Annotated in this window: 28 protein-coding genes, 1 tRNA gene, 1 pseudogene and 2 riboswitches; of the genes and pseudogenes, 19 read left to right on the top strand and 11 right to left on the bottom strand. The window is 46.4% G+C overall.

What is annotated here, in order from left to right:
* Window positions 1-29 precede the first annotated feature (29 nt).
* From ACFQ3J_RS13495 to ACFQ3J_RS13470, 6 genes are read right to left on the bottom strand one after another with little or no spacing between them, the layout of a single operon-like run.
* Window positions 30-950: an urease accessory protein UreD gene (locus tag ACFQ3J_RS13495; protein ID WP_251582112.1), complete on the bottom strand. Its 921-nt coding sequence runs from the start codon at window positions 948-950 to the stop codon at window positions 30-32.
* Window positions 889-1608 carry an urease accessory protein UreG gene (gene ureG / locus ACFQ3J_RS13490; protein ID WP_251582110.1) on the bottom strand — a complete coding sequence of 240 codons (720 nt, stop codon included), beginning with the start codon at window positions 1606-1608 and terminating at the stop codon, window positions 889-891. The genes ACFQ3J_RS13495 and ureG overlap by 62 nt, the downstream gene beginning before the upstream one ends.
* Before the next feature lie 37 nt (window positions 1609-1645).
* The gene (locus ACFQ3J_RS13485) at window positions 1646-2344 is read right to left on the bottom strand and encodes an urease accessory protein UreF (RefSeq protein ID WP_251582108.1); all 699 of its coding nucleotides are present in this window, start codon (window positions 2342-2344) and stop codon (window positions 1646-1648) included.
* 33 nt (window positions 2345-2377) lie between these two features.
* A complete protein-coding gene (gene ureC / locus ACFQ3J_RS13480) occupies window positions 2378-4096 on the bottom strand; it encodes an urease subunit alpha (protein ID WP_251582106.1) in 1719 nt (572 codons plus the stop codon).
* Complete coding sequence (locus ACFQ3J_RS13475) at window positions 4093-4482, bottom strand: urease subunit beta (protein ID WP_251582104.1); 390 nt, start codon at window positions 4480-4482, stop codon at window positions 4093-4095. The genes ureC and ACFQ3J_RS13475 overlap by 4 nt, the downstream gene beginning before the upstream one ends.
* A gap of 50 nt (window positions 4483-4532) precedes the next feature.
* Window positions 4533-4835 (bottom strand): urease subunit gamma, encoded by a 303-nt coding sequence (locus ACFQ3J_RS13470; RefSeq protein WP_047912301.1) that lies wholly within the window; start codon window positions 4833-4835, stop codon window positions 4533-4535.
* A gap of 405 nt (window positions 4836-5240) precedes the next feature.
* Here ACFQ3J_RS13470 and urtA point away from each other — a divergent pair, with 405 nt between their 5' ends.
* From urtA to urtE, 5 genes are read left to right on the top strand one after another with little or no spacing between them, the layout of a single operon-like run.
* A complete protein-coding gene (urtA, locus tag ACFQ3J_RS13465; protein WP_251582102.1) occupies window positions 5241-6503 on the top strand; it encodes an urea ABC transporter substrate-binding protein in 1263 nt (420 codons plus the stop codon).
* A 41-nt stretch (window positions 6504-6544) separates the two neighbouring features.
* On the top strand, window positions 6545-7450 hold the full coding sequence (gene urtB / locus ACFQ3J_RS13460; RefSeq protein ID WP_251582100.1) for an urea ABC transporter permease subunit UrtB: 906 nt from the start codon (window positions 6545-6547) through the stop codon (window positions 7448-7450).
* A 13-nt stretch (window positions 7451-7463) separates the two neighbouring features.
* The gene (gene urtC, locus ACFQ3J_RS13455; protein WP_251582098.1) at window positions 7464-8558 is read left to right on the top strand and encodes an urea ABC transporter permease subunit UrtC; all 1095 of its coding nucleotides are present in this window, start codon (window positions 7464-7466) and stop codon (window positions 8556-8558) included.
* The gene (gene urtD, locus ACFQ3J_RS13450) at window positions 8518-9321 is read left to right on the top strand and encodes an urea ABC transporter ATP-binding protein UrtD (protein WP_251582097.1); all 804 of its coding nucleotides are present in this window, start codon (window positions 8518-8520) and stop codon (window positions 9319-9321) included. The genes urtC and urtD overlap by 41 nt, the downstream gene beginning before the upstream one ends.
* Window positions 9308-10003, top strand: a complete 696-nt coding sequence (gene urtE, locus ACFQ3J_RS13445) for an urea ABC transporter ATP-binding subunit UrtE (RefSeq protein ID WP_251582096.1) — start codon at window positions 9308-9310, stop codon at window positions 10001-10003. The genes urtD and urtE overlap by 14 nt, the downstream gene beginning before the upstream one ends.
* A gap of 114 nt (window positions 10004-10117) precedes the next feature.
* On the opposite strand, the gene ACFQ3J_RS13440 is transcribed toward urtE, so the two are convergent.
* On the bottom strand, window positions 10118-10744 hold the full coding sequence (locus ACFQ3J_RS13440) for a hypothetical protein (protein WP_091153866.1): 627 nt from the start codon (window positions 10742-10744) through the stop codon (window positions 10118-10120).
* Window positions 10745-11021: 277 nt separating this feature from the next.
* Complete coding sequence (locus tag ACFQ3J_RS13435; RefSeq protein ID WP_091153868.1) at window positions 11022-11720, bottom strand: urease accessory protein UreF; 699 nt, start codon at window positions 11718-11720, stop codon at window positions 11022-11024.
* 317 nt (window positions 11721-12037) lie between these two features.
* On the opposite strand from ACFQ3J_RS13435, the gene ACFQ3J_RS13430 reads away from it, so the two are divergent.
* Window positions 12038-12120, top strand: a tRNA-Leu gene (locus tag ACFQ3J_RS13430).
* 178 nt (window positions 12121-12298) lie between these two features.
* On the opposite strand, the gene ACFQ3J_RS13425 is transcribed toward ACFQ3J_RS13430, so the two are convergent.
* On the bottom strand, window positions 12299-12778 hold the full coding sequence (locus ACFQ3J_RS13425) for a glutathione peroxidase (RefSeq protein WP_251582095.1): 480 nt from the start codon (window positions 12776-12778) through the stop codon (window positions 12299-12301).
* 381 nt (window positions 12779-13159) lie between these two features.
* A riboswitch (cyclic di-AMP (ydaO/yuaA leader) is annotated at window positions 13160-13385 on the top strand.
* Between the two features lie 139 nt (window positions 13386-13524).
* Window positions 13525-13684: riboswitch (cyclic di-AMP (ydaO/yuaA leader) on the top strand.
* 140 nt (window positions 13685-13824) lie between these two features.
* Between ACFQ3J_RS13425 and ACFQ3J_RS13420 the strand changes: the two genes are divergently transcribed.
* Window positions 13825-14238, top strand: coding sequence for a hypothetical protein (locus ACFQ3J_RS13420; RefSeq protein ID WP_091153870.1), 414 nt, complete (start codon window positions 13825-13827; stop codon window positions 14236-14238).
* A 194-nt stretch (window positions 14239-14432) separates the two neighbouring features.
* A complete protein-coding gene (locus tag ACFQ3J_RS13415; protein WP_091153873.1) occupies window positions 14433-15104 on the top strand; it encodes an HAD family hydrolase in 672 nt (223 codons plus the stop codon).
* 101 nt (window positions 15105-15205) lie between these two features.
* On the opposite strand, the gene ACFQ3J_RS13410 is transcribed toward ACFQ3J_RS13415, so the two are convergent.
* On the bottom strand, window positions 15206-16120 hold the full coding sequence (locus ACFQ3J_RS13410) for a serine hydrolase domain-containing protein (RefSeq protein ID WP_251582093.1): 915 nt from the start codon (window positions 16118-16120) through the stop codon (window positions 15206-15208).
* Between the two features lie 153 nt (window positions 16121-16273).
* Here ACFQ3J_RS13410 and ACFQ3J_RS13405 point away from each other — a divergent pair.
* From ACFQ3J_RS13405 to ACFQ3J_RS13385, 5 genes and pseudogenes are all read left to right on the top strand, one after another.
* A pseudogene (locus ACFQ3J_RS13405) lies at window positions 16274-18074 on the top strand (GH36-type glycosyl hydrolase domain-containing protein); the annotation flags it as partial.
* A gap of 84 nt (window positions 18075-18158) precedes the next feature.
* Window positions 18159-19124 carry a LacI family DNA-binding transcriptional regulator gene (locus ACFQ3J_RS13400; protein ID WP_251582091.1) on the top strand — a complete coding sequence of 322 codons (966 nt, stop codon included), beginning with the start codon at window positions 18159-18161 and terminating at the stop codon, window positions 19122-19124.
* Between the two features lie 211 nt (window positions 19125-19335).
* On the top strand, window positions 19336-19755 hold the full coding sequence (locus tag ACFQ3J_RS13395; protein WP_091153882.1) for an organic hydroperoxide resistance protein: 420 nt from the start codon (window positions 19336-19338) through the stop codon (window positions 19753-19755).
* Window positions 19756-19938: 183 nt separating this feature from the next.
* Window positions 19939-20244 carry a hypothetical protein gene (locus ACFQ3J_RS13390; protein WP_091153884.1) on the top strand — a complete coding sequence of 102 codons (306 nt, stop codon included), beginning with the start codon at window positions 19939-19941 and terminating at the stop codon, window positions 20242-20244.
* A gap of 94 nt (window positions 20245-20338) precedes the next feature.
* Entirely contained in the window at window positions 20339-20755 is a 417-nt protein-coding gene (locus tag ACFQ3J_RS13385; protein ID WP_091153887.1) for a thiol-disulfide oxidoreductase DCC family protein, read from the top strand.
* A 151-nt stretch (window positions 20756-20906) separates the two neighbouring features.
* Here ACFQ3J_RS13385 and ACFQ3J_RS13380 read toward each other — a convergent pair whose 3' ends face one another.
* A complete protein-coding gene (locus tag ACFQ3J_RS13380) occupies window positions 20907-21659 on the bottom strand; it encodes a thermonuclease family protein (RefSeq protein WP_091153890.1) in 753 nt (250 codons plus the stop codon).
* A gap of 217 nt (window positions 21660-21876) precedes the next feature.
* Between ACFQ3J_RS13380 and ACFQ3J_RS13375 the strand changes: the two genes are divergently transcribed.
* The 6 genes from ACFQ3J_RS13375 to ACFQ3J_RS13350 are packed head-to-tail and all read left to right on the top strand — an operon-like array spanning window position 21877 to window position 26878.
* A complete protein-coding gene (locus ACFQ3J_RS13375; RefSeq protein WP_091153892.1) occupies window positions 21877-23079 on the top strand; it encodes a nucleotide-binding protein in 1203 nt (400 codons plus the stop codon).
* Window positions 23076-24329 (top strand): CpaF family protein, encoded by a 1254-nt coding sequence (locus tag ACFQ3J_RS13370; protein WP_091153895.1) that lies wholly within the window; start codon window positions 23076-23078, stop codon window positions 24327-24329. The genes ACFQ3J_RS13375 and ACFQ3J_RS13370 overlap by 4 nt, the downstream gene beginning before the upstream one ends.
* Before the next feature lie 8 nt (window positions 24330-24337).
* Window positions 24338-25132, top strand: coding sequence for a type II secretion system F family protein (locus ACFQ3J_RS13365; protein WP_091158984.1), 795 nt, complete (start codon window positions 24338-24340; stop codon window positions 25130-25132).
* 14 nt (window positions 25133-25146) lie between these two features.
* Entirely contained in the window at window positions 25147-26022 is an 876-nt protein-coding gene (locus ACFQ3J_RS13360; protein WP_379292982.1) for a type II secretion system F family protein, read from the top strand.
* Window positions 26023-26034: 12 nt separating this feature from the next.
* A complete protein-coding gene (locus ACFQ3J_RS13355; RefSeq protein ID WP_091153897.1) occupies window positions 26035-26220 on the top strand; it encodes a Flp1 family type IVb pilin in 186 nt (61 codons plus the stop codon).
* Window positions 26207-26878: a TadE family protein gene (locus tag ACFQ3J_RS13350; RefSeq protein ID WP_091153899.1), complete on the top strand. Its 672-nt coding sequence runs from the start codon at window positions 26207-26209 to the stop codon at window positions 26876-26878. The genes ACFQ3J_RS13355 and ACFQ3J_RS13350 overlap by 14 nt, the downstream gene beginning before the upstream one ends.
* The last annotated feature ends 3 nt before the right edge of the window (window positions 26879-26881 follow it).

Below are 26881 nucleotides of genomic sequence, written 5' to 3'. Positions count from 1 at the left end.
TTGCAGCAGATCATGGCCTTTATTTGACTCTATTTTCTAAATTGCAGCGGAACCTTACCTATTATTGCAGGTCTGATTTGATTCCACAAAGAGATGCAAAATTCCTGAAGCTCGTAGGCTGCTCTCCCGAGCATGCGTACGGCGATCCCTTGTCCACCTGCGAGAAGGGTTGCACCTGCTAGAATGCCACCGTTTGAAGGAAGGTCTTCACGTATAGCAGCAAGTTCCTTCTGTCCAATATTGTCTCCTACGATCCATAAAGCAGCCATGTGCGTATAATCGAGCATGCCTGATAGGTTATTCACTTGCTCATGACCAGGCTCTAGAGAGAACCGATCCCAGACAAGGAGTTCTTGCTTCTTCCATACCTCTGTGTGGCCTTGGAAGTGAATGAAGTCAAATTGCTCTCCGCGGTGCACCCGACCAGCTGACCACACATCTGCATAGACCAGGGTGGAGCTCTCACCGAGATGGAATGATGTCGTCAAGGTGGAGCGGCTTCCGGCAAAAGGGATGACACATTCTGGGAAATACTCAAGTATTGCACCTTGCTCCAAATGAAAAGTATGGCTTACAGAGGAAGGGAGAGTCGGGGTGGGATGCAGTCTCGTAGCCGAAGTACTTGTGAGAACAACATGAGCTCCTTCCTTGAGCAGCCAATTGGAATCATACTCATCCCCATTCATCACACCGGGTGATACATCTGAGGTGTATACACATAGCTCTCCGTCACTGCCGGGAAGGCGAAAGGTCCGGCTGATTCTCAGCGGCACGGCATGATATCGGTCCGTAATATAAGTGAGGCCACCTTTGTTCTCAAAGGTGGCATACAGCTCACTTCGTTTCATACCGGACGGATACAGGTCTGTCCGCTCTTCTGATCGAAGATTAATGGGAGTGATGATGGCCATGCTCATGATCGTGCTGATGGGCAGCAGCTGCCTCATCATCCATGAATTGGTGCTCAAGCCAATGGATAATTTCGGATACGCCTTCACCGCTCATCAGATTGGACATTACATAAGGGCGGCCTTCACGCACTTTTTGCGTATCTGACTCCATGACGCTGAGGTCTGCGCCAACGAATGGAGCGAGGTCGGTCTTGTTGATGAGCAGGAGGTCCGAACGTGTAATACCAGGGCCGCCTTTACGAGGGAGCTTCTCACCTTGTGCTACATCTATAATGTAGATAAACACATCGGCCAGTTCTGGACTGAAGGCAGCGGACAGATTATCTCCTCCACTCTCAATAAAGATCATTTGCAGATCTTCGAAACGTTCTTGCAGCTCCTCTACGGCTTCGAAGTTCATGGAAGCATCCTCGCGAATGGCGGTATGCGGGCAGCCTCCAGTCTCAACACCGATAATGCGGCTGCTATCCAGAGCATTCTGACGAAGAAGAATTTCGGCATCCTCTTTGGTATAAATATCGTTGGTAATTACTGCGATGCTGTAACGGGTGCGTAGTGCCTTGGACAGTTTTTCCACAAGGGCCGTCTTGCCGGAGCCTACCGGACCGCCGATACCGATCCGCATGGGACGACTGTGGTCAAACGGAATTCTCTCCCAGTTTGCGTGATGCTGATGATTTGAGCCTGTTCCACACATATGAATCATCCTCCTAAAATTTATGGATACATCTAAATTAAGACATAAACAATCTGGCTGGCAGTGTTTCGTGCCTCATGGCGTAAATTTCTTGAGCAAAACTATAGCTGCTCATCCCCATAGGGTCGGTATCTTTGACTGCGTTCCAGGCTGCTTCGATATTAAGAATGAGCTCCTGGATCAATCTCTGCGCTTCAGTCTGGCCTATCGGCATAAGCCGTAACGCACTGTTTACATATGCTGTGACAGCGGTATACAAATGCCCGGTTACTGCTTCATCCAAACCAATCTCCAGTCGAAAGGCGATATAGGCATGCACTGTCGGCAGACAACATAGAGCACCATGGTCCCGAACGGAGATATCGAGCAAATCAAGCTCTAGATCGGGGTATATGCTTCGTGCCAGCTTCATCAGACGCTTTCCCATTTTGTGTGAGCTCTCTCGCAGCTCTCTTGGAGAGCGCTGGGCAAAGAGACGTTTGTCATAGAGGGCGATTCCTACAGGGTTGTTATTCGCTGCTGCCTCGTACACGCCCTTCATGGCAAGCCCGTCTAATCGGGTGAGACTCCCGGTCAGCTGGCTGCGAATGAATGAAGCGAGTTCTTCGCTTGTCCGGATTACCCCTTCGGCGGTATAGGTTTCGAGTCCCGAAGAATGGGAGAAGCCTCCTATGGGAAGTGCCGAATCCAGCAGCTGTGCGTATCTTAGTAATTTAATCGTAGAGCTGGTCTGCAATATGTCACCACTTCCTTAAGTCTGATGAGCTGATCAGAACATAAAATATCGCTGTGTCATCGGAAGACTCTCCGCAGGCTCGCAAGTAAGCGGCTCTCCGTCTGCTTTGACTTCATATGTTTCGGGATCAACTTCTATGACCGGCGTGACATTATTGTGGATCATGTCCTTCTTGGTCACGCTTCGGCAGCCTTTAACAGCCTCAATACGTTTAGTCAAGCCAAGCTGTTCACCTATGCCTGCTTCTTTAGCTGCTTGGGAGACGAAGGTGATCGAGCCTTTTTGCAGCGCTTTACCGAACGAACCGAACATAGGGCGGTTAAACACGGGCTGCGGTGTCGGTATGGAGGCGTTCGGATCACCCATCTGTGCCTGGGTTATAATGCCGCCCTTCAGCACCATCTCTGGCTTGACTCCGAAATACGCAGGGCTCCATAGCACAAGATCTGCCCATTTGCCGACTTCAACTGATCCGACAATATGGCTGATGCCGTGAGCTATTGCAGGATTAATTGTATACTTGGCAACATAACGTTTAATCCGGTCGTTGTCCGATGGTGAACTCTCGCTGATCGAGAGCTTGCCGCGCTGCTTCTTCATCTTGTCGGCGGTTTGCCAGGTACGAATAATGACTTCGCCTACCCGTCCCATAGCCTGAGAATCCGAGCTGATGATACTAAATACGCCGAGGTCGTGAAGAATATCTTCAGCCGCAATGGTCTCTGGACGAATCCGTGAATCAGCAAAAGCAACGTCCTCAGGTATGGATGGATCAAGATGGTGGCACACCATCAGCATGTCCAGGTGTTCTTCAATCGTATTACGAGTATAAGGTCTGGTCGGATTGGTGGAGGATGGGATAACGTAGTTCTCTCCGGCAGCACGAATGATATCAGGCGCATGTCCGCCGCCCGCTCCCTCTGTATGATATGTATGGATGGTCCGGCCGTTAATTGCGGCAAGCGTGCTCTCCAAGAATCCAGTCTCATTGAGTGTATCCGTATGAATTGCGACCTGTACGTCTTGCTGCTCGGCTGCAGTCAGACAAGCGTCGATCGCAGCGGGTGTTGTGCCCCAGTCTTCATGCAGCTTCAGTCCGATGGCACCTGCCTTGATCTGTTCGATGAGCGGTTCCGTTGTGGAGCTGTTGCCTTTGCCAAGGAACCCGAGATTCATTGGGAATCCTTCCGCAGACTGCAGCATCGTATGAATATGCCACTCGCCTGGAGTGCAGGTTGTGGCTTTGGTGCCTGTAGCAGGTCCGGTTCCACCGCCGATCATCGTCGTAATACCCGAATTGATGGCGGTACGTATCTGCTGTGGTGCGATAAAGTGAATATGTGTGTCTATTCCTCCAGCAGTTATGATATGCCCTTCGCCGGCGATAATTTCGGTTGCTGCGCCAATAACGAGAGCAGGATCGACACCGTCCATCGTATCCGGGTTTCCGGATTTCCCAATGCCGCAAATAAACCCATCTCGAATACCGATATCCGCCTTTACAATACCCCAATGGTCTATGATGACGACGTTTGTAATAACAGTATCCGGTGTTCCTTGGCTTCGCAGTGCAGAAGCCGATTGGCCCATGCCATCGCGAATCACCTTGCCTCCGCCAAACTTGCTCTCATCACCATATACGGCATAATCCTTCTCGATTTCTGCCCACAGTTCCGTATCTGCGAGTCTGATGGCATCACCTGTTGTCGGACCGAACATGGATGCGTATTGCTCACGAGTCATCTTTTTCATGATGGGTCACCTTCGTTATTCGCTGCAGGAGCACCGAACCTTTCGATAAATGTCCTAAGCTTGACTTCATCAGCAGGCTGATCGAGCGATCCGTTGGTCAGATTGTTGAATCCCTGAATTCGACGTTTCCCGCCAAATGTAGTAAGATCGACCGGCTTCTCCTCACCAGGTTCAAAACGTACGGCGGTTCCTGCTGGAATATGCAGCCTGCGTCCGTAGGCACTCTTACGATCGAAATCAAGCTGGGCATTCACCTCGTAAAAATGGACATGTGATCCGATCTGCACTGGCCGGTCTCCCCGGTTGATCACGGTGAGCTGAATCGTGTCACGATCAGGATGACAGATGATGTCGTCCTTCTTTAACCTGTATTCTCCTGGGATCAAGATGAATTCCTGCCTTTCTATGAGTGTATTCCGTTACTAGTGAGTAAGAGTCAGCGAATCGGCTCATGAATGGTTACAAGCTTCGTCCCGTCAGGAAATGTAGCTTCCACCTGTACCTCCGGAATCATATCCGGAACGCCCTCCATGCAGTCTTCTTTCGTTAATACCGTCCCTCCATAACGCATCAGCTCTGCTACAGTCATGCCGTCGCGAGCTCGTTCAAGCACTTCAGAGGTCAGGATGGCGATGGCTTCGGGTACATTTAATTTGAGTCCGCGTGCCTTGCGCTCCCTGGCCAAGTTGGCAGCTACGGTAACAAGCAGTTTGTCTTTTTCTTCCTCAGTCCAGTGCACATGAATCCAACCTTTCTGCCCTGCATTCTATTTCTAGATTTTTCAAGTTTTGATATCTAACATCATAATACAACGGATGGCTTGAACAAAAGTGTTCATTTTGTCCGTTGTGCAATTAGACAATTCAGATTGCTAGTGAGGATCGAAACTCGCTGCCGTTGCTAGAAAAGATAGAATTGAAATAGATCATTTTATGTTAAATATACTCACACAGATAAGAATGCTTTGTCAATGATAATCATATCATTTTGTGAAGATGCATGATCGCGTTAGGCGAAAAATAAAATTATGTAAGGAATATTGACACAACAAAATCGATGCACCTATAATGTGATCACCAAACATTGTTGGAAAAAATTATGAGAATGTTCGGTCTGAAGGAAAAAACAAAGGGGAGTGGAGTCAATGTTAAAGAAAAAGTTCGGCAAATGGTTTCCTGTTATGATGGCTGGTGTTCTGATGCTGTCTGGATGCGTATCCGGTGGAGAAACAGCTACACAGCAAACAACCGGTACGAATGGAACGGAAACGGCAGCTGGTTCAGAAGGGGATACGATTAAAGTTGGCGTGCTGCATTCTCTTAGCGGGACGATGTCCATCAGTGAGGTATCGGTTAAGGATGCGGAGATGCTGGCGATCGAGGAAATTAATGCAGCCGGCGGCGTGCTTGGCAAACAGATCGAACCTGTCATAGAGGATGGCGCGTCTGACCCGGCGATCTTTGCAGAGAAGGCAGGTAAGCTGCTCCAGCAGGATAAAGTGACGGCTGTGTTCGGAGGATGGACTTCCGCGAGTCGTAAAGCGATGCTGCCTGTCGTTGAATCTAACAATGGACTTCTCTTCTATCCTGTTCAATATGAAGGCTTGGAGGCTTCGCCTAACATCTTCTATACAGGCGCGACGACGAATCAGCAGATTGTACCCTCGGTGAGCTGGCTTCTGGAGAATCGGGGCAAGAAGTTCTTCCTGCTAGGCTCAGACTACGTTTTCCCTAAGACTGCGAACAAAATTATAACGGCTCAGCTTCAGGCTGAGGGCGGAGAGGTTGTAGGAGAAGAGTATACTCCATTAGGACATACGGACTACAGTACAATCATCAGCAAGATCAAAGCGGCTGATCCAGATGTCGTATACAACACACTGAATGGGGACAGTAACGTTGCCTTTTTTAAACAATTAAAGGATGCGGGCATCACCGCTGCGGATATGACGACTCTATCTGTCAGCGTAGCGGAAGAAGAGATTCGAGGCATTGGTGCTGATGTGCTGACGGGTCACCTTGCAGCATGGAATTATTATCAAACAACTGAAACGCCTGAGAATACAAAATTCACAGAAGCTTACAAAGCAAAATACGGTGAAGACCGCGTAACGGCAGATCCGATTGAAGCGGGCTATACGGCGGTCTATTTATGGAAAGCTGCGGTTGAGAAGGCAGGATCTACGGATGTGGAGAAAGTGAAAGAAGCGGCGAAAGGGATCGAGTTTGATGCGCCAAGCGGAAAAGTAACGATTGATGGCGACAATCAGCACATTTACAAAACGGTTCGAATCGGTGAAGTGCAGTCAGACGGACAATTCAAAGAGCTGTGGAATTCAGGCGAGCCTGTGAAGCCGGACCCATATCTTGAAACCTATGAATGGGGCAAATCACTTAGCGCTGAATAAACCGCTTATCTTCTATATTGAGGGAAGGAGGCAGAACTCGGATGGATATGTTTATACTTCAAGCCTTTAATGGACTTAGTGTAAGTTCGATACTGCTCTTGATTGCACTGGGTCTTGCTGTAACCTTTGGGCTCATGAACGTCATCAATATGGCGCATGGGGAGATGATCATGATTGGAGCTTATGCGACATTCGTCACGCAAAACCTGTTTATCTCCTACATGCCTGCTTCTTGGTTTAATACTTATTTTCTGGTGGCATTGCCGGTTTCTTTTCTGATTGCTGCAGCTGTAGGGTGGCTGCTTGAAGTTCTGCTCATTCGCCATTTATACGGACGTCCCCTGGATAGCCTTCTGGCTACCTGGGGCGTCGGGATGATATTGCAGCAGCTGGCACGGACGATATTTGGTGCCCCGAATGTCGGGGTAACCAGTCCTTCGTGGCTGAGCGGGGGGTTCGCAGTGACTGGTTCAATCGTTCTCCCATATACAAGATTGTTTATCATCCTGCTAGTCGTTGTGGTGCTGCTACTAATGTATATCTATATCTATAAGACAGCTCAGGGGCGTCGTATGCGAGCGGTGATGCAAAACCGCAATATGGCGGGGTGTCTCGGGATTTCCACTAGACAGGTAGATGGACTTACCTTCGCCATAGGTTCTGGCATCGCGGGGATCGCGGGCTGCGCACTCACACTGCTCGGACCGATTGGCCCATCCCTTGGAACCTATTATATAGTGGATGCATTTATGGTTGTCGTTCTTGGCGGTGTTGGCAAGCTGGTAGGTACTGTTGCTGGTGCGCTTGGTATTGGAGTATTTAATACGTTGTTTGAAACGTACACAAGTGCATCGATTGGCAAGGTTCTGGTATTTGCTTGTATTGTTGCATTCTTGCAATGGAAACCGCGGGGACTCGTGGCGCTGCGCTCACGCAGTTTAGACTAGAGGAGGGATACCGATGCCGATTGTTAACAAACTTGGAGTTCGTGGACAGCGTATCGCCTGGGGAGTAGTCCTCATTCTAATGAGTCTTGCGCCGCTTGTCTCCACGGAGTTCCGACTAAGTCTGCTTGCGAAATTTTTGGCAGTGGCTATTTTGGCTGTAGGTCTGGATCTTATATGGGGGTATGGCGGCGTGCTCAGCTTGGGACATGGCGTTTTCTTCGGTCTCGGAGCTTACGCGATGGCGATGTATTTAAAGCTGCAAGCAAGCGGTGCTTCACTGCCTGATTTTATGGTATGGAGCAGTGTTGAGAAGCTTCCTTGGTTCTGGGAGCCCTTTCGATCCTTTCCGATTGCGATGCTGCTAGGGATTATACTGCCGGCACTGCTGGCATTTCTACTCGGTTTTTTCACTTTCAAAAATCGGATCGCCGGCGTGTACTTTACGATTCTGACGCAAGCGCTTGTCATGATTGTTGTTACCTTGTTTGTCGGCAAACAGGAGTGGACAGGTGGAACGAATGGTCTGACCGGCTATACCCACATCTTCGGAATGCAGCTGCACCATCCAACCACCACAATTATGCTGTATTATGTAACACTGGTGGTCCTGGTCCTCGCCTATATCCTGTGCAGACGTATCGTTCGCAGCCGGTTTGGTCAGGTGCTTGAAGCGTCCAGGGACGGGGAGAATCGTGTACGATTTCTGGGTTATGATCCTGCTTGGTACAAAACATTGGCTTTTACCTTGTCAGGAGCGCTTGCCGGTCTTGCAGGAATGCTGTATGTGCTGCAAGTAGGAATTATCTCTCCATCTATGATGGGCATCGTTCCTTCTATTGAAATGGTGCTATGGGTAGCTCTTGGAGGCAGAGGCACTTTGATTGGTGCTGTAATTGGCGCTGTCATTCTGAATGCGGCGAAGACGGGGATCAGTGAAGCTTATCCAGAGGGCTGGCTGTTCGTTATGGGTGGTTTATTTGTAGCCATCGTCTTGTTTATGCCGCGTGGACTTGTCGGGGTGTATCATAATCTGTCCAGATGGTGGAGACGAAAGAGAGGTGCTCAAGATGCCAAGTCCGTTGTTGAAGCCGAGCAAGCCGCATCCTAAAGGGGAGTCAGTCCTGTCCGTTCAGGACATAACCGTGTCCTTTTCGGGATTTGTCGCTGTGAACGGGATGAACCTTAACCTGATGTCGAATGAGCTCCATTTTCTGATCGGCCCCAACGGGGCAGGCAAGACCACGATGCTTGATGTCATATGCGGCAAAACCAAGCCGGTGTCCGGCAAGGTGGTGCTTCCCGATGGAACGGACTTGACCCGTAAAAAAGAGCATCAGATCGCAAGGCTCGGGATCGGACGGAAATTTCAAGCGCCTTCCGTGTTCGGTGGTCTAACCGTCAAGGAGAATCTGGAGCTTGCTGATGATCAAAACAAAGGGGCGTTTCATTCTCTGCGAGGCCTTCGTGGTGGCGAAATGAGCCAGGCGATGGAAGAAGTGCTCGCCCAGATCGGTTTAACGGATCGGATCAAGGTGAGGGCAGGAGCGTTGTCCCATGGAGAAAAACAGTGGCTTGAAATCGGCATGCTGCTGCTCCAGGAGCCTAATGTTCTGCTCCTGGATGAGCCGGTAGCTGGGATGACTGATGATGAAACACTGAAGACGGGTGAGCTGCTTCGCAGTATTGCCAAGAAACGCTCTGTTGTCGTTGTTGAGCATGATATGGAGTTTGTCAGACAATATGCAGAAAAGGTTACAGTGATGCATGAGGGCAAGCTGCTTACGGAAGGGACGATGCTTGAGGTTCAGCAGAACCCTGTTGTGGCCGAGGTCTATTTGGGCAAAAGGAGGAAGCAGGATGCTGTCACTTAAAAATATTGAATCTGGCTATGGCGAAAGCATGGTACTCCGTCGTGTCCATTTGGATATTGAGCCAGGGCAGGTCGTGTGCTTGATGGGCAGAAATGGTGTTGGTAAATCGACTCTGCTTCGTACGCTAATGGGTGTTCTCAAGTCGAGCCAAGGTGAAATACGCTGGGAAGGTACGGATATCTCGGATTGGAATTCAGCGAAGAGAGCTCGTGCGGGCATCGGGTATGTTCCTCAAGGTCGAGATATTTTTCCACAGTTGTCCGTGAAGGAGAACCTGATGCTGGGCCTTGAAACAGCTCCCCAGAGAAGCAAGGTATTCCCAGAGGATGTGCTTGCTATGTTCCCGGTGCTGCCTACGATGTATCAAAGACAAGGCGGAGATTTAAGTGGAGGGCAGCAGCAGCAGCTAGCCTTTGCCCGTGCGCTGGCTGCAAGACCTAAGCTGCTGCTGCTGGATGAACCGACAGAAGGAATTCAGCCGTCGATCGTAGATGATATTCGTGATGTCATCATTCGGATTAAAAATCAGGTAGATACAGCTATTCTACTCGTTGAGCAGAGTGAGGAGTTTGTGCGCAGTGTGGCAGATTATATCTATGTCATGGATAAAGGCAGTATTGCGATGCATGGCAAGCCTGAGGAACTTGATCTGGCAGCATTTGAGCACTATCTGACCGTCTAGATTTAAACTTAAAAAATACGGTATCTCAAGAAAACACTCACCCTGATTCGGATGGAATCCGTTCTAGGTGAGTGTTTTGACGCTACACGAGATTTGTAAACTGATGTTATTAGCTCAAAGGTGGGGATCTAAAATCCTTGCATATTGCGGATACAGCTTGCGAATGCATTCAGGGCATATATCATGCGTGAATTCGGCATGCGTATGCTTCTCTACAAAGCTCTCGACGGTATTCCATTCATCTTCTTCATCTCTAATGCGCTTACATACAGCGCAGATCGGCAGCATCCCTCGAAGAGTTCGTATTTGGGAAGAGGCATCCTGAAGATGGTCTTCAAGATGTTTCAAGTGTGTGATATCGATGTGTGTAACGATAAGTCCTCTAAAGTCATTTTGGAGGGAGGTTTCATAAAGAGATGCTTCTAGACGAAGCCAAATATAACTGTCATCACGTAATATCCTGACTTCACATACGTAACCTGTCATGTGGTTATTTAATACTTCCTTGAGGTGATTAATGATGTTGTTCATGCTGTGGGGGCACGCCCCTGGAAATGACGCCATTATATTGAAGTAATTAGAGCCCAGCCAATTCTCACGGGTAAGACATTCATAACGGGACATTTTCTCAGGAAGAGTGTGATTGTACGAGCATATCGTTCCGAAAGCATCAATAATGACAGTGGTCGTCTTGAAATCTTCGGACGAGGTCTTTATAAATAAGGGTTCGGCTTCGGGCAATTGTAGTCTCTCCCTATACATATATTGATATTTTTAATGGAACTAAGGTGTTATGTTGATATTTGAGTCCTCTTCCAAAAAAAAGTATGATCATATTATATACGTTATTACGTCATCTAACAATCATTAATCACTTACATACGTCGTTCTTTTTTGACAGTATAGGGTGGTATTATGACGAAAAAAAGCACGCTGGCAGAGGAGGGAGCCTGGCGTGCTTTTAAATATAGGGAGGGGCTTGGGAGGCCTGAAGAGGTGAGCTGGAGGGGAGTTAGGCTTAAGCTCTTGTATGTTCAATACCGGATTCGTGGAAGGGGAAGCCCGGTATGAGGGATTGCATTGACAGAATCGAGCTCTGGAAGGGCTGTAGACTTGCGCTTCTGGCTCTATTCCATTCTTCCTCGAGGTCACCGTCCAGTACGCTGGACAAGGCATTAATTTCACAGGCCTCAATATTTAATAGTCGTCTTGCGTGGATCAGGCATACATCCTTGGCGGCATGAAGATAACCGGAAGCTGCATCGTCAGCGGTAACCTCAAGCTGGCTATTGATCCAGGCGTGAACGACGGGGAGTGAGCCAACAGCATCATATCGATGGATAAGTTCTTCGAAATGCTCAAAGTCCATCCATGGATGCAGCGCTTTAGATAATTTGAGGAGGCGCTTTCCCATGGCTCTTGAAGATTCCCGTTTGTAAACGGGGGTTCGCTTGTTGTGAATGATCTTATCAATGAGGGCGATTCTCCACTCATCCTTCTGCTCCACCGCTGTGTAGATGGCTCTGATCGCCATGCCTTCCAACTGCACAAGACTTGGATGTAGCTCGCATCGCATGAATGTCTCCAGGTCGGTAGTCGTTTGAATCGTACCTTCCTCAATGTATGACTTGAGTCCGAAGGAATGAGAGAATCCTCCGACCTGCAGTGAGGAATCAAGCAGTTTTACATAATCTAGAAGCTTATTTCCTCTGTTCACCAGATTCGCCCCCTTATAGTGTTAAACGTGGTAACCATCTTGGTTGGAATTACGCGTTATGTATATGTCAACTTATTATATAATATCATTATGTTTGATATGTATTTTTACATAAAAATCCGATTTTTGTCAATAAAAAACTAAACATCAATATGAAAAGAGGTGACAAACCTTAATTCATGTTAAATATAATAACATATACATGACTTATTATTCTCTTCGGAAAAACTACAGCATAATTTGAAATAAACCCTTTACTTATAGGTTGTAGTTGTGTATAATATATTTTGTTGGCACGAAAATGCTATACAAGATGCGCGGTCGTGGTGGAATGGCAGACACGCTATCTTGAGGGGGTAGTGGGTGTATACCCGTGGAGGTTCGAGTCCTCTCGACCGCATCATAACGAAAGAGCTTGAAGCAATTGCTTCAAGCTCTTTTTTGGTGTGCCCAGTATGGGCTTCAACACGATATGACATAGAAGGTGAACAAAAAGAAGAGAAGTCTCTACTGAGGCTTCTCTTGGGGGATGATGATTTAGTCGATCGATTGTACATATTAGGATTTATGCAGGAATCCTATTTTAACAGCTTGGCGATATCCGCTCCAATCTTGTCCGGTGTCGTTTGTGGGCTGTATCTTTTCACGATATTTCCGTTCTGATCAATAAGAAACTTGGTGAAATTCCACTTAATTGTTTTGGATCCAAGTATACCTGGTGCATTGTTCTTCAAGTGCTTGAACAGCGGATGCGCCTCGTCACCATTCACTTTAATCTTCTCAAACATCGGGAAGCTTACGCCATAGTTCATTTGGCAGAACTCAGCGATTTCCTCATTTGAGCCGGGTTCTTGTTCGGCAAATTGGTTGCTGGGGAAACCGAGAATTTCAAAGGATTGATCATTGAATTTGTCATATAGCTCCTGAAGCCCTTTGTATTGAGGAGTTAATCCACATTTGCTTGCTGTATTTACGATCAAGAGTACTTTTCCTTTGTACTCCTCCATGCTTAATTTCTGACCCTTTAGTGTATTCACTTGATATTGATAAATCGACATGCCTTCATCCATCCCTTCCTAATTATTATGGAATATATAAATGATGCTTGTATAGCCGCTCTTATTCAATCTCTATATATATATATTGATAACAATTTAATTTTAAGCAATATATGAAGAAAGTCAAACATGGCTTAGAAAATGAATGAATATATTGTTGATGCCCAACTTGGTTATTTGAATTAAGCGAGAAATCGAGATAAACTTAGAACAGATTAGCTAAATGCACAGTGGTGAATGTTTTATTCTTATTCTATCCCAAAACAGCCCTAGATCGTCAAAATGAACTACTGCAGGAGCTTTACATCGATTTTCTACGGGTGTATGATTCATATCGTAAATCTTGAGCAAATGAAAACCTTATATTAGAGTAGTTTCTCATTGCTATGATAGCTTAATTTCTGCCTAATCTGGCGGAGAGCGGGGGAACCAAAGTTAGCAGAGTGCTTGATTCGGTGTGAGAGCCGAATGAAACACGCTTGCATGGGGTGAATTCTGAACCGAGGATTCATGTGGGAATCTCCATATGGAATCATCAGGAACAGATAGGACGACTCTCACCGTCCGAATCCGACAGCTAACCTCGTAAGCTGTACAGAGCTAAACTAAAGATGTGGAAGATACGCAAGGTTCTTCCTTCACTTCTTTACAGTGATTATTCTTTAGTTATCTTCTGTACGAACGTTTGAGAGAGGAATGATAAATCTTGTGAGCGATCAGCCACAGGGGTTTAGTCCTCTGTGGTTTTTGTTTGTGCGCTGAATTTTTGTCGATAGCAAAAAGCGGGGGACCCAGATGTGGATGCTTCAGATCCATGGGGTGAATTTCATGGCTCTTGCCATGAATAGGGCAATCTCTCTTGTCCGAATCCGACAGCTAACCTCGTAAGCGTAAAAAAGGGAGAGGCAGCAAGCCGCGTAGCATCTTATAACAGGTCATGTTTTGCCATGTTCTGATATAAAGGTGGGAGAGCACCGGGCATGCCTTTGATCTGTCGGTGTTCTTTTTTTGTTGTCTTTTTCTAAAACAGGGAGGATATTATTGTGATGAGTGATGAAGTTATTTTAGTTACGGCGCCGAATGAAGCCGCCAGAAATTTTATTCGATTATTAATGTACAAGAAGCTCTCTTTTGCTGTCCTGACAAATAGTGCGCAGGAAGAGAAGCAGGTCAAACGACTTGGAGTAGAGCACATTATACGTATGGATACTGCGTTTGCAAGTAAATGGCTGCTGCCTAATGCAACGGTAGGGCGTATTTTTATTTTTGAGAACAGCTTGAATCTGACCTGTCGGTTCTTGCAAATATGCAGACCATGGACACGTAAACCGATTACGATTATTACACAGCTGAATCATCCTCGCGGAGTATACCGCGGTATGGGTGCAGACCACGTTATTTTTACAATCAAGGGCGAAGTTGGATTCTTGCTAAATGGCGAACGGGCTGCCGTTAATTAATTGATCTGTACGTACACAGCAATAGAAGCAGGAGACTGCAGCTTGCAGCTAGTGTAGGTGCTTACGATACAGTTTGCGTAATTAGATATAGGGTTGATATACTGGAGTTAAAGAAAACATAGCATGTGAGACTCGTGATATAACCATGGGTCTCTTTTTCTATATTTACAGATGGAAAGGTTGAGAATGGCAATATGGGGAAATTTGATCATGTGAAATGGCTCTTTTTTGATATAGGAGATACTCTCGTAAATGAATGGGTTCCCGTTGATCACATTATCGGTCAATTTGTAAAGGAAGCAAATGGACTTGGGTATAACATCACGATGGAGGATGTTCGCAGTAAATTTATTCAGAGCTATTCGAATTATATAGCTTCTCCCATGCAATACGCGATTTCAGAGCTCGTGCCTTCCGAGGAAGACAGAGAGTATATCAAGTCAAGGCTCAAGTTTCAAAAGGAGCTGGAAGAGCCGTATGCTGAAGCTAGGGCCGTTCTCAAACAGCTGGGTGAGCGCTACAGGATCGGTATCATTGCCAATCAAAGTCCGGGTACGGAAGAGCGGATGGTGAAATATGGACTCCGTTCTTATGTGGATGTTATCGCTTGCTCGGCCGAACAGGGATTGTCCAAACCGGATATGCGCTTATATCAGTATGCTTTGAAAACAGCTGGAGCAGAGCCCAATGAATCCATCATGATTGGTGATCGAATTGACAATGACATTATCCCAGCCAAGTCACTTGGGATGCTTACAATTCGAATTATGCAGGGTTACGGCCGCTATCAGCCTTCCACTGATGATAAGGATACGCCGGACTTTACTGTAAATGATCTAAGCGCACTGACTGCACTGCTTCTATGAGCTATGAATCATAATACCGAGATTCTCTAAGCAGTGGATTTTGCAATATCCTCAGTCTAATAAGCTGTAGAGAATCTCAAGTTTATTTTGGTTCAAGTGACTTAGTCTAGAATAGGCAGAACTTCTTCCCACACCGCGTCAAGGATAGACTGTATACGATCTTCCTCGCTGTTAACAGCAATCACGGCTCTTCGATCTGGAATGATGACGAGAAGCTGACCGTGTGCCCCATCTCCTCGATAAGCTCCATGGGAACACATCCAAAACTGACAGCCATAGCCGAGCGACCAGTCTCCTTCACCGACAGAATCAATATGCTTGCGTGTCACAAATTTAATCCATTCAGCAGGCACCAGCTGTCTGCCCTCATATACGCCCTCGTCCAGCAGCAATTGACCGAATCTGCTTAATTCTTCAGTGCTGATCACGAGGCCCGCGCATCCCAGTGTGACCCCAAGAGGCGAGGTTTCCCATTCGACATGATGTATACCGAGAGGATCAAACAAACGAGGCTTCAAATAACGATGGACAGTCTCAGCGACTGCTGCTTGAATCAACGCCGAGATCATGAAGGTATCCCCGCTGCTGTAGGTGAACTGCTCACCGGGAGGTCTGTTCAGCGGCAGAGATAAGTAGTATTTGACCCAGTCTTTCTCAGCCAGTGATTTCCTCTCTGGCAGCCATAGCGGTGGAGAGTCATGTCCCGAAGACATCCGAAGCAAATCGTAAAGGGTGAGCTCATCAGGAGAAGGGATCATAGGGTCCTGAGAGTGATAAGTTGTATTATAGTTAAAAAATTCACCAAGCTTCGTATCTAGTGAGAGCTTTCCTTCCTCAATGGCAAGACCAGCGGCCATGCTCGTAAACGATTTGCTGATCGAATGCTGCTGACGACGTATGTCAAGGTCCTGGTTCCATTCTCCAATCGTCCTGCCATCCTGCAGTACACGAATCGAAAAGACGTTTAAGTCTTGCGATCTAATCTTCTCCACAAAGCCGCTTAATGTACGTATCATAGGTTCCTCCATTCCTGTTCCGCCAGCAATCATCTGACTCAGGATACATGAAAGTAAAAAGCTTCGAAACGTTTAGAATAGTACTCTGAATTTCGTGAATTATGGTATTACAGGGGCATATGAAAGTCAATATCTCCAGGTAAGCTTTTTAGACTGTTTGAAATCGGATTTAACTACGTTCGATGGTATTATAAATTGAAGGATGACATGCTCGTCATCACGAATTTTACATCAGTGGACCGTCCAGAAGTTCAGCTTCAGATTCATTCTGAGAACGGCTGCAGCTATCGGTATTTGTTAACCAATCAGATGACAATGAATGTCAATGAGTATGAGGTACCCGTGCACTGTACAGCGAAAGAGAGCAAGTTGATATTTACAGCAGATTCATCTGCCGTAAATCATGAGGTGTACCCTGAGCTAACCTATGCAATGTGGATTGATGGCGCGGAATTTCAGATTCATGACGAGACTTGTCTTGCTGAAGGGGTAATGCCGGGAGATGCATCTCTGACTGTTTTACAAATTTCGGAAACGAAGAACTGGACTTTAACGATGCAGGGATGGCTGGACGGCAAGTCACTATCCCCGAATACTCCTAATTTTACGGATGAGAAAGAAGAGTACCGTGCATTTTTTCGCAGTGTAATGAATGGGTTCCATTTGAAATTTCCTGATCAAGAGCGCTCTAAAGCGTTATTCAAAGTTAATTCCCTTGCCTGGTGGTATACGCATAATATGCTGGTTCATTATTCGGTTCCGCACGGACTTGAACAATACGGAGGAGCTGCATGGGGGACGAGGGACGTATGCCAAGGTCCTGTGGAATATTTCATGGCGACACAGAAGTATGAACAAGTCCGAGATATTCTTAAAATGGTATATGCTCACCAATATGAGGACGACGGAAATTGGCCGCAGTGGTTTATGTTTGACCGATATTACAAGATCCAGCAGGAAGAAAGTCATGGCGACATTATCGTATGGCCTCTGAAAGTGCTCAGTGATTATCTAATAGCTACACAAGATTACAGTATACTGAATGAGCGGGTTCCGTATACGTTAAAGCACAGCTTTATTTTTAGCAAAGAAACCTATACAACTCATCTATATGGAGAATCCAGAGGAAATAAAGCCTATGCTCCATCCTTCCGATGTGGAGACGGGGATTCAGTATCGTCTGCTCCCGATGACGAGAAGTATGATCGCTGAAATGCTTAGTCCGGAGCAGGCCGAATCCCATTACGAATTGATTGAAAGACGTTTATTTTGCCCGGATGGCGTAAGACTGATGAACAGACCCGCCCTTTATGCCGGAGGTGTAAGCACGCATTTCAAGCGGGCTGAGCAGGCGTCTAACTTTGGGCGTGAGGTTGGTCTCCAGTATGTTCATGCCCACATAAGATACGTAGAGGCCATGGCAAAGCTTGGCTATAAGGATGAGGTGTGGAGCGGACTTGGTTTAATTAACCCGATTGGCATCACCGAAGTAGTTCCAAATGCTGAACTGCGGCAAAGTAATGCTTACTTTAGCAGCTCTGATGGCAAATTCAGCAACCGATATGAAGCTCAGGAACGCTTCGATGAGCTTAGAGCCGGAAAAGTCAAAGTAAAGGGCGGATGGAGAATTTACTCCAGCGGTCCAGGAATTTATATGAATCAGCTCATTTCAAATGCTCTCGGCATCCGTCAGGACGAGCAGGATTTGATACTTGATCCTGAGCTGCCGTCCGATCTGGGCGGTATGGAGTTTGATTTTGAAGTATCGGGCAAAAACGTAACCTTCGTGTATCATTTGGGCGGTAGTCAACCCGCACGAATTGTTATAAATGGTAAGGAAGCAGAACCGATTCGTTTAGATCATCCATATCGGGATGGCGGATTTCGGATTAAACGCGATATTCTGGAAGAAGAGCTGGATCAGAGGGAGAATGTAATTGATGTATATATGTGAATCAATCATTAGAATTAAAATTGATATCAAAGAAAGCTCTAAGCAAAAACAAGGCTTGGTTACAAATGAGGGAGCATAGGACTATTGGTCAGTATTAAGGACATTGCCAAAAAAGCCGGGGTTTCTATTTCTACGGTCTCTTATGCCCTTAATGGGAGCAACAAGGTGACGGACGAAACAAGCTCTAAAATTCTGGCCATTGCCAAAGAATTGAATTATGTGCCTAATGCGGCGGCACGGAATTTGAAGAAGCGGGAGACCAAAATCGTTGGTGTATTTCTGACGGACTTCCGCGGGGACGTGTATGGTGATCTTCTTCATGGTATGAAGGGGATCAGTAATTTACAGGGATATGATCTGATAGTATGCAGCGGAGAACAATCTCACAAAATGCTGCCAGAGCGGATGATCGATGGTGCAATTATATTGGATAAGATGTTTGCAAGCGAGGAATTGTTGAAATATGCCGATTTGGGTCATAAAATCGTTGTGCTGGACCGCGAGCTCGATCATCCGAACATTAATCAGGTGCTCCTTGATAATAAAGCAGGCGCTACGCTTGCGATGGAGCATCTGATTGAACTTGGGCACAAGAAAATCTATGTGGTGACCGGTCCGGAAGGCTCTTATGATTCCATGCAGCGGATGAAAGCAGTGCGGATGGTCTCGGAGCGTTCTCAGGATGTGGAATGCATCGAGATTAGCGGAAACTTCGAGAAGACCGGAGGAGAGAAGGCTGCCGATCAGATTATAGCTGAATACAAAGAGCCTGTAGCTGTGTTCTGTCTTAATGATGAGATGGCCATTGGATTATGGAATCGTATATCGGAGACTGATCTGAAGATCGGCGAGCATATCCATTTGATCGGTTTTGACAACATTGAGCTGGCAGGTTATATGCAGCCGAGGCTATCTACCATTAACTACTCTAAGCAAAAGTGGGGAGCTCTCGCCGCGGAGCAGCTCCTTAAGCTGCTCTCCGGAGATATGGTCGAGAATGAGCGGATATACGTAACTTTGATTAAAGGAGAGTCTGCTAAGCGAGTGTGATTGATAATTATCGTGCGTGCACACATGTTTAATTTATACATAACAAGGTTAAGAAAAAAACATAGGTAAGCGGATGGGGCATCAGATGCTGCATCAGATGCTGCATCAGATGATATACAGCTTGCTATGGTTGGCTCTTGCCTTGTTTATGAATAACAGAGCAACGAGCAGTGCACGATAATCTAAGATTACAGAAGAGGGAGCGATTATAATGGAAGCATTGTATACAGCAACAGCGACAGTACGCGGTGGCAGAGACGGTAAATTCGAAACATCGGATGGGGTATTGCGTCATGACTTGTCGACTCCCAAGGAGCTCGGCGGTGCAGGCGGCAATGCAACGAATCCGGAGCAGCTGTTCGCAGCCGGATATGGAGCATGCTATGAGAGCGCACTTTCCAACATCGCCCGCAAAGAAGGCGTGAAGCTGAGTGATGTTGAAGTAACCAGCAACGTTATGATCGGTAAAGACCCGCAGGATGACGGCTTTCAGCTCGCTGTTCGTCTGGATGTCAAAATTCCGGGTATAGATCGTGCGCAGGCAGAGGATCTTGCTCAAAAAGCGCATGAGTTCTGCCCTTACTCCAAAGCGACACGCGGTAATATTCCGGTTGAGCTTAATGTAATCTAAGATCCATCCAATCTCGCTTAAGATGCCGGGGCTCTTGCATAATGCTGGAGTTCCCGGCTTTTTTATTGAAAATACAATGAAATATTTCAGATAGTAGGAAGGTTTCTTTATTTTTAGTGTATATGGATTTGACATCAGGGTTAAAATTCTTTAATATGACTAAGTACTAATGCGCTACGTGGCATGAATAAATTTGAAATCACAGGTGATTACATGTCTTATAGACCACAGATTGTAGACTTAACAACTGCCAGCCGAAATGAAGAAGCCGGACTTTACGAGTTTACAATGAAGCTCGCGGACGGAACACTGTGCCGTGTATTCTATTCCCGTGATAAGGAATGGAAAATGACAAGCATCAGCCGTCTTCAGAAGACACCTTGTCCGGTATGCCGCAAAGACTTTATCTGCAAGTGCATGGAGAAGTTTGCAGGCGAGATCCATGAGCAAATTCAAGATAATCAATTGATCGAACAAGCGACGAAGTAAGAAGTTGCTTCGATGACAAGCGACTAGGAAGAGCATCCTAGCGCTTTTTTTCTATATATAGGTATATGCATTCATTATAATCCGGGAGAGATGAATGATGCAGAATTATAACGACAAGCATATTGTCCTCATCGATGGGGTGTGTCATTTATGCCAGGGCATAACAAAATGGATTATTCAGCGGGATCCGGAAGGTGTATTTTATTTTGCATCGCTTCAGTCTGAAGTAGGAAGGCATTTACTGGAGCAAGGGGGACTATCCGTGGATGCGCTGGACACCTTTGTATATATAGAAAAAGGAATATATCACACGCGCTCAACGGCTGCGCTAAAGGTAGCCCGAAGATTGAAGTTTCCTTATTTCTTGGCTTATGGATGCATCATTGTACCGAAGTTTATTCGAGATAGAGTGTATAACCTAGTTGCCCGCAATCGATATCGCTGGTTCGGACGAGATGGGGAAGATGCCTGTATGCTGCCGACACCGGAAATTCGGGAGCGATTTTTGTAATACGCGTAAAAAATCCGTCCTTCAGAACATTTGAAGGACGGATTTTTTTCTGAGCTGAGAAAGCTATTAGAGTTGTACATGCTGCTAGAGTTGTAAACTTTTCCGGATTAGTCGTGTGTGGCTAATAAATTCAAGCTGCATCTCCACTGGGTTATTTTTTGGGTGCACGAAAACCGGCCAGTTCAGCCTCTTCTTCTGTACAGAACCATTCCTCAGGTATGGTTGCTGTGTATTGAGGGGACTCCTTGGTGTGGTATATTTTCTCTCCGCTGGAGTTGATATTACCTTTGATAGTACAAGAAAGATCGGGCTGTTGACCGGAATAGTCATTAGGTGCACTGTCGTCATTTGAACCTGAGGCAGGTTCGGATTTGTATTTTTCCTTGTGGAAGCCGTCTTCCTGGACATAATTTTCATATTCCCATATTCCAATGGCTTTGTTCTGGCTGTCTTTCTGTATGGCTTCGAATTGATCTACATACCGCACATTCGGCGGATAGATATAGGCGACTCGTGCATAGCCTTGTTCAAGCAGTGATTCCTGAAGCATGACACCATCGACATACACATAAGCAAGCAGTCTAGAATATTTATCCCGATTGGGCCCAATGTCAAACTCCAGCTCGATCTGGTCTGCTTGTTCAAGCGCCTGTTTGGTATACTCTTTCGCTTCATTACCCAGAGGCTGAACACCAAGCTTCGGATGAGAGGTTTCCGGGGTATCCACGAGCAGCATACGAACTGATTGGCTCTTGCCTTCGTACATGACATTGAATGTATCTCCATCTACGGCTCGATCCAGCGTAACGGGAACCCGTGGGAATTCATGTTCATCTTGCGGTGTACAACCCATCATGATTACGAAGATACATAGAATGCATAGGACTGCCCACTTCTTCGACATATTGATCACTCCATTCTAAGGTGTTGTTATGTAGGGAGCAGGCATCTCAATATTCTACTATATAATCAGAAAAAAGAGAACAAATGTTTGATTTGACAGAGAAGGATAATAAATTGTGCTTGCTCAGCATGGAATATTATGCTAATCTATCAATAAATTAAACAGCACGTGACGGAAGCACCGTCCATTTTACCGTATGAGATACGGGAGATGGACGGTGCTTTTTTTGTGCTCGAAGGGAGAGGTGCATCTGGTCATTAGGAAGGTAGTGCTGGCAAGTAGAACACGTGAGTACGTAGATGCAGTGCTTGATTATGTGCAAGGAAGCGAATATTCAAGGAAGTTTCATGTCACGGCCTTCTCGCAACCGGAAGCGATGATGAGATATATGAGTGAGCAGACTCGTGCATCGATGCCGGATTTGATTGTTGGTGAATTGGAATTTATAGAGCTGATGCGGGATGGATTAGATCAAGAGCGTGTCCCGATTCTATTACTGGCTGAGCAGCGTTCTACTGATGGAGACCTGCCCCTTGTGATGAAGTACCAGCCTTTGTTTGTTTTGCTTGGAGCTTGGGAAGAAGCTGTTTCAAACTCAGGCACCGTTCGTTTGGTGAGCAAATTATCCGGAGATGAGTCATTGGTGATTGGGGTCACGTCGGCATCCGGGGGCTGCGGCAAAACGACGGTTGCCTTAAACCTTGCGAAGCAACTAGGCCGTGCAGGATATTCAGTATTTTATTTGAATTTGGAGACACTCGACAGCACCAAGCCTTTCCTGCAGACAAGCCATCAGGCAGCGCGTGAAGAAGAGCTGGAAGAAGCCTTCTCAAGGCTAATGTATCTTATCAGAGCAAGGCGTTCAGGAGGAAAGGCTTCGGAACATAGAGTTGATATCAGATCCTACGTTATGTGGAATGAACAGATTAAATCACACTATTTCTACCCGGCCAGGAACCGGAATGAGATGCGTCAGCTCACGAAGTCGGATGTTTATGCCCTGCTAGAAGTCCTGATTGAATCAGAACAATATCAATATATCATTATTGACCATGACTCGGTATGGGATGAGAGAGCTGAAGCCTTAATGGATAGTTCCAATCTGCTGATCTGGCTTCTGTCTGATGATATCCTTACGTTAGGTAAGGCCTCGGAGTGGGTGAAGTATCAAGAGCAGCTTGATCCTACGAGGTATGCTCAAATTCAGGAGAAGTCCACATATGTCATTAATCGGTATACGGGAACGGTTGTGAATACGATGCCTGATGAGTATATACAAACCTGCTTTTATTTGCCATATATTCCTTCATGGAAGCAGATGAGAGAGCCGGAATTGCTGCTCGGGTCACCGATTTATCAAAAAGAAATGCGGAGATTATGCGAGGCTGCCGGAATATTGGAGAAGGAATATTCGTTATGAAGGATACTTCGTTTAGAGAACTAAGAAACTCGATTCGAGCAACTCTTGATGTCACTTCTGCGGCGGGTGACTCGGAGCTGATGGAGCATATTGAGGCAAGGGTATTCCACCATTCTGCGCTCACTCATTTAACCTCTGGTGAGAAGCATGCACTAATTAGAAGACTATATGATTCCTTTCGTGGTCTTGATGTGCTTCAGCCGCTGATTGACAATCCGCATATTACAGAAATTATGATCAATGGGCATACCGAGGTATTTATTGAAGAGCGTGGAGAAGTGCGCCAAGCACCTGTTATGTTTGAATCGGAAGAGCGGCTGCAGGATATCATTCAGACGATCGTCTCCGGTGTAAATAGAATCGTGAATGAATCCTCTCCAATCGTGGATGCCAGGCTAAAGGACGGTTCAAGGGTGAATATAGTGCTGCCGCCTGTCGCGTTAAAAGGGCCCACGATGACCATTCGGAAATTTCCGGACAAGCCAATGCGTATGGAGGACCTTATTCGAATAGGAGCCATTAGCGACGAAGCTGCAGAGCTGCTCAGAAAGCTTGTTCGAAGCAAATACAACATCTTTATCAGTGGAGGAACCGGGTCGGGGAAGACAACCTTCCTTAATGCATTGTCTCAGTTCATACCTCCAGACGAAAGAATCATTACAATAGAAGATTCAGCTGAGCTTCAGATCGTTACCGTTCCGAATCTCGTGTCGCTGGAGACACGCAATGCAAATACAGAGGGGAAAGGGGAGATATCCATTCGGGATTTAATCCGCTCCTCTCTGCGTATGCGTCCCAACCGAATCATTGTCGGTGAGGTCCGAGGAAGTGAGGCGCTGGATATGCTGCAGGCCATGAATACTGGACACGAAGGGAGTCTGTCCACGGGCCATGCAAACAGTATTCGGGATATGATCTCACGACTGGAAACAATGGTGCTCAGCGGAGCTGACTTGCCTGTTGCAGTGGTCAGACAGCAAATCAGTTCTGCTATCGATATTGTTATTCATTTATCACGTCTCCGGGACCGCTCCAGACGAGTGACGGAGATTAGTGAGGTTGTTGGCATGAAGGACGGGGAGATACAGCTGAATTCCTTGTACCGTTTCGAGGAGCTGCATGAAGTGAATGGACATATCAAAGGGCAGCTTGCACGTTCCTCCGGAATTCTTGTACATCAGGATAAACTCAAGGCGGCAGGGATTCAGGACCCTGTTCTTGAGGGGGAGAGTGAGGTAAGGAACGTATGAATCGTCAAATGGAAGCAGCGAGGATTGCAGATAAGACTGTGAAGGCTTCTGCTCTTCAGAAGCTACCACGTTATATGGAGCACACGTTGTCCTTTTGGCAGAGAGCCGGCTGTATCGCGGCAAGTGCCATTTTATTTTTCGGGATAGGCTATTTGTTTTACCATCACTGGATTCTGGGACTGCTTCTGTCAATCACTGCTCTTCTCACACCGAGATACTATAATGTCTATCTGCTTAACAAGAGGAGAGAGGCGCTTAGTCTTCATTTTAAACAGGCGCTGTATTCATTATCATCGTCTCTTGCTGCAGGTAAATCGGTGGAGAATGCTTTTCGTGAGGCGGTGCATGATCTTAGAATGCTGGACCCTCAAGCAGACCACGATCTTATTAAAGAGTTGATTATCATATGTACAAGGATGGAATATGGCGAACCCATTGAAGATGCATTAAGAGATTTTGCTGACCGTGCACAAATGGAGGATATCACTAATTTTGCGGATGTGTTTGTTACCTGCAAACGTACGGGTGGCGATTTGGTTGAAGTCGTACGCAGAACCTCATCCGTCATTGGAGAGAAGCTGGATATTAAGCAGGAAATCGCTGTGACCATTGCGCAGAAGAAGTTTGAATCCAAGGCCATGTTTGCAGCACCATTTTTATTTTTGATTTTTTTAAGCCTGACTTCACCCGATTTTCTGACACCATTGTATTCTGGGGCTGGATATATCATATCAAGTATCGCACTTCTTATCTTATTTGGCTGCTTCATCTGGGTTCAGCGAATTATGGATGTACGGGTGTAGGGAGAATATAAAACATGATGATTACATGCAGTGTTATTACTGTCATTATACTCGCTCTAGGGTGGATCATCTTTAACCAACGGGCGGGCTCAAGATACCGCGTACTGGATTCTATCGTAATGAAAGGTATTCGTTTTCGAAGACTCCATGCTCCTTTTTTAAATTTAGTAGAGAAGCTGCAGATGACGAGAAGGCTGCCAATGCTGGTGTACCGGATACAGCACTCGGTGCAAAGAGTGTATGGTCTGAAGCATAGCAATGAGAAGACTTTAATGTTTATTGCGGAAATGCTCGTATACAGCTGGATGTCTCTTATCGCGGGGGCGCTGCTCACTTTGTGCCTTGAGGGAGATCCCTTAGGATTCATTGCCGGAGCATTGCTTGCAGGCGTAATTCCGTTTGCCCAAATGAAGGATCTGCATAACAAGGTTAAGCTGCGGGAGCAGGATATCTTAATGGAGCTTCCTGAATTTCTTAACAAAATTGTCCTGCTTGTTAGCGCCGGCGAGACGGTCCAAAGAGCGATTCTTCACTGCACGGAACGAAAAAAAGGTTCGGCTCACCCTCTCTATATCGAGCTAGGCCAGATGGTGGCAGAGTGGAACAATGGATACTCATTTCAACAGGCATTTGAGCAGTTCAGCAAACGATGTGGAGTCCAGGAGGTCTCCATTTTTACCACAACCGTGCTTCTGAATTTTAGACGAGGCGGGGGGGATTTTGTTCTTTCACTCCGTGATCTTTCGAGAGTGCTGTGGGACAAGCGCAAATCACTCAGCAGAACACGCGGTGAACAGGCTTCCTCCAAGCTGGTATTTCCAATGGTGGTGATCTTTTTGGTCATTGTCGTTATGGTTGGAGCACCGTCATTTATGATGATGAATTTATAGGGGGATACGATAATGTTAGCATTGTGCAAACGAAAAATGGCAGACTTTTGGAAGGAAGAGGATGGGTTGGGAACGCTTGAGATGATCCTGATAATAGGTGTGATCTTGATCGTAGCTCTTATTTTTAAGGATCAGATCCAGGCTTTGGTTGAGAACCTGCTTGAGAGTGTTACGAACAAAAGTAATGAATTCTTCTAAAGGCAATAACCATTTGAAAGGAGAGGAGGGGAGCTTCACAATTGAAGCTTCTCTCGTATTTCCTGTCATTCTGTTGTCCTTGTGTGTGCTTATGTTTTTTTGTGTGCTGCTGTACCAGAAATCGGCACTTATGCAGTATGCTTCAGCAACAGCAGAACGTGCATCATATAGCTGGGATAACAGCCACAAAGACGCCAGGACCGGATCTTACCCGGAAGGTGAAGCTGATCCCCTGTATTGGCGTTTTGCAGACGATCATATGATTGGTGCGCTCTTCGGGTCAGTCAGCGGTGGTCAAATCACAAGGATGGAGCTTCCTGGAGGAGCTGCAAGTGACGATCTGCCCATCAAGAAGCTGAGTCAATCCGGAGCAGCTCTGCCAGTGTTGTACAGCGGTCAGATGGAATATGCGAATCAGATGCTGGATCGCCAAGTCTGGACCAAACTGAACCAAAATGTGAGGCTGCCTATGGTCGATTTTTTATTCTCGGGTGATCAACGGATACAACATTCAGGCAAATCCACGGTTGTAGAGCCCGATGAATTCATTCGAAATGTAGAGCTTATGCGATATTACGGAGCAAGATTTGGGGGAATGGGTACACCGGGGAATCCTTCGGAGGTCGCACAGATTTTGCAAAAATTTGCTGGGATGTGAAAG

The sequence above is a fragment of the Paenibacillus provencensis genome (assembly GCF_042678545.1).
GTDB classification, from domain to species: domain Bacteria; phylum Bacillota; class Bacilli; order Paenibacillales; family Paenibacillaceae; genus Paenibacillus; species Paenibacillus provencensis.
This window is presented reverse-complemented; position numbering and strand designations above follow the sequence as displayed.